This is a genomic window from Anaerosporobacter sp. (assembly GCF_965301125.1).
Genome location: NZ_CBDLAM010000289.1, coordinates 1 through 3,247, shown reverse-complemented (window position 1 = coordinate 3,247; position 3,247 = coordinate 1). Strand labels below are relative to the sequence as shown.

Genomic DNA, 3,247 nt, shown 5'->3' with positions numbered 1-3,247 from the left:
ATCATATATATTGTATTAGTCTTTATATACCATGGGAAGGGATTATACGGAATTGGATTGAAGGGAATTACTTTAGATGGTGCACAACCGCAATATGATTTTTCATATGCAGCCCTGTCAATTGGAATATATGTGATTTATATTATAATAATAGAAGTGATAGTAAAAGTTTTCTCATTAGTTATTAGAAAGCTTAATAAAAGATGAGGCTGTTATAAAAGCAAGAGTCACACTATGTTGTTACAATTAAATGCTTTCACACATTAGAAAAAAACAACTTTTCTACGCTGTAAGCGAATATGTGAACATAAATATATGTTCACATATAGCACACAGTTAGAAAAGTTGTTTTTTTAATGTTGCATTTCAATGCATTTAGTATTAATAACATAGCTAGTTTACTCGAATGGCATTTTGCAATACCCTCATCTCACATTATTAATACACAATAGTATTTGTGTATCAAAAACGTAGTAAAGCAAAACTCTCAACAGTATAAATCTGCTTCTTAGCTGTCGTCCTATGACTAAGAAACGATAGCGCAACATCTATAGTACTTCTTAGTGTGTACTGTATAACCTAGGAAGGCGAGGCAAGGAAGTCTGGCCAGCCTGAGTTCGCCAGGATGGCGAATCGAAGGCGTTTCCGTACCATCTGAATACATACGTTGTACACACATAGAAGTACTTAGATGTGTAGCGTGTTTCGTGTCATAGAACGCCAGCAAAGAAGCTCTGAAAACCTACATAGAGTTTTGCATCTCAATTGTATTAGCAGTGTATTAACCACGAGCCAACTTGTTTCTTATCTTCGTAGAAAGTACTTCTACAACAAGGACTAAAGCAACTAATCCGAATAAGATAGCGCCAACTTCATCCCAGTTGAATGCATTCATAGCAAAGATCAGAGGAGCACCGATACCACCAGCGCCTACTAAACCAAGAGTAGAAGCATCTTTTAAACAAATTTCAAAACGATATATGGCAGTTGATGCGAAGTTTGAGAATAGCTGTGGAATAATTCCATAACGAATCTTTTGGAATGTATTACAACCAGCGGCATCTAATGATTCTAAGATTTTCGTATCTAAATCTTCAATGGTTTCAATGAATAACTTACTTACCATACCGATAGAAGTTACGGATAAGGTTAGTACACCTGCGAAAGCACCCGGTCCAGTAACACGAATGAACATAAGACCATATACGAAAGCAGGGAATGTACGAATAGCCGCAATAATGAATGAAGTAATCATACTAACCCATTTAGGAACAATATTACTAGAAGCTAGGAATGAAAAAGGAATTGCTAAGATTGTTCCAAATAGTGAACCTAATAGGGCAATACAGATTGTTTCTAATAATAGAGCGGGAACCCCTTCTGCAAAATCAAACATCATATCCATATCTGGGTGTAGAATACCAGAGATAACGTTTTTCGCAATGGTTAAACCATTTTCTTTCACCCCATTATATTGAACGGTTTGAAGAGACCAGATAATAATTGCTATGATAAATAAGGCAGTTAGGGCTTTCTTGATCCAAAGATTTGGTTCTTTTTCTAATTGTTTTTTTACTGTAAAATCCATCTTACCCTAACCTTTCTCTTACATATTTACTAATTTGTTCAATGATTACAACTGTAATGAATAACATTACTAAGATCATACCTACTTGATCATATTGTCTCCAACCAATTTTTTCGTTTAAGATAACACCGATACCACCAGCTCCAACATAACCTAGTATTGCGGCGTATCTAACATTTAATTCTAAACTATAGAGACAGATAGACACATAAGAAGGAGCAATTTGAGGTATAATAGACCCGATGAAAGCTTTTAATCTAGTGGAACCAACAGCTTCCATTGCTTCAAAAGGCCCCATGTCAACAGTTTCAATCTTTTCGTATAGCATCTTAACAACTAGACCAAATGTAAATATTGTAATTGCAACGGTACCTGCGAAAGTACCAAGTCCAAAGAAATATGTTGCCAATAAGGCAATAATTAGCGTTGGTAAAGTTCTTGTGATACTTAATACAAATCGAACAATTGCTATGACGATTTTTGATTTAGTGATATTAACGGCTGATAATATAGCGAATGGAATTGCTAAAAAGCTTCCGATAAGTGACCCTAATACAGACATCTTAACAGTTTCAATTAACGGAGTAACTACTTTAGAAGCATAACTAAAATCAGGAGGAAACATGTCTTTTAGAATATCAAAAAAATAACTACCACGCTTAATCAAAGTCGAGAAATTAAATCCTGTTATATTAATTGCAAGGATAACAGAGACTATCAGACCGATAACAATATAAGGAGCTACTGGTTTTGGTGGCTTTATTTCTTTACCGTCACTGAGGACGATTTTTTCTGGTACGAATATATTTTTAATCGCTGAAAACATACTATTCCCCCATTACTTCATCATCTGCTAATTCACGTCCATAGATTTCTTTTAGAATCTCATTATCTACATCTTTTGATGGACCATCGTATACGATTTCCCCCGCTTTAATTCCAATTACACGGTCACAATATTTTAGTGCTAAATCAACATGGTGAATGTTAATTAAGACAGAAATATTCATTTCTTTATTGATTTTCTTAAAGTCATCCATAACTTGACCAGCAGTAATTGGATCAAGAGCAGCAACAGGTTCATCTGCTAAGATAATCTCAGGTTTTTGCGCTAAGGTTCTTGCTAAAGCAACACGTTGTTGCTGTCCACCAGATAGTTGGTCTGCACGGATGTAAGCTTTATCAAGAATGCCTACTTTATCAAGAGCTTCAAGGGCAATAATTTTATCTGCTTTTGAATATAGGCCTATAATAGATTTCCATAAAGGCATATCAGGAACTCTTGATGTTAAGACGTTCTTAATAACAGTTGTTCTTGTTACTAGATTAAAGGATTGGAACACCATACCGATTTTACGTCTGAATTTTCTTAATTCCTTTCCTTTTAGGCTATTTACTTCTTTACCGTTAACTGTTAATTTACCGTCTGAGATATCGTGCATTCTATTGATTGTTCTAAGTAATGTGGATTTGCCGGCACCAGATAGACCGATGATAGCCACAAATTCACCCTGCTCAATATCTAATGTAATGTTGTTAAGGGCCTTGTATCCATTTGGATAAACCTTGCTTACTTGTTCAAACTTAATCATGTTAACAAATATGCTCCTTTCAAAATCATAAATTGGTGGTCTATAGTAAGAGTAAATACTCTCAATA

4 protein-coding genes are annotated in these 3,247 nt (G+C 34.9%); 1 reads left to right on the top strand and 3 read right to left on the bottom strand.

Features of this window, described 5'->3' with window-relative positions:
* Window positions 1-207, top strand: a 207-nt coding sequence (locus ACW2QF_RS18835; RefSeq protein WP_455717555.1) for a hypothetical protein, incomplete at its 5' end; no start/stop codon positions are given.
* 574 nt (window positions 208-781) lie between these two features.
* Here the strand turns inward: ACW2QF_RS18835 and phnE (ACW2QF_RS18830) are convergent.
* From phnE (ACW2QF_RS18830) to phnC, 3 genes are read right to left on the bottom strand one after another with little or no spacing between them, the layout of a single operon-like run.
* On the bottom strand, window positions 782-1,588 hold the full coding sequence (phnE, locus tag ACW2QF_RS18830) for a phosphonate ABC transporter, permease protein PhnE (RefSeq protein ID WP_455717554.1): 807 nt from the start codon (window positions 1,586-1,588) through the stop codon (window positions 782-784).
* Between the two features lies 1 nt (window position 1,589).
* Window positions 1,590-2,414: a phosphonate ABC transporter, permease protein PhnE gene (phnE, locus tag ACW2QF_RS18825; RefSeq protein WP_455717553.1), complete on the bottom strand. Its 825-nt coding sequence runs from the start codon at window positions 2,412-2,414 to the stop codon at window positions 1,590-1,592.
* Window position 2,415: 1 nt separating this feature from the next.
* Complete coding sequence (phnC, locus tag ACW2QF_RS18820) at window positions 2,416-3,180, bottom strand: phosphonate ABC transporter ATP-binding protein (RefSeq protein ID WP_455717556.1); 765 nt, start codon at window positions 3,178-3,180, stop codon at window positions 2,416-2,418.
* Between the last annotated feature and the right edge of the window lie 67 nt (window positions 3,181-3,247).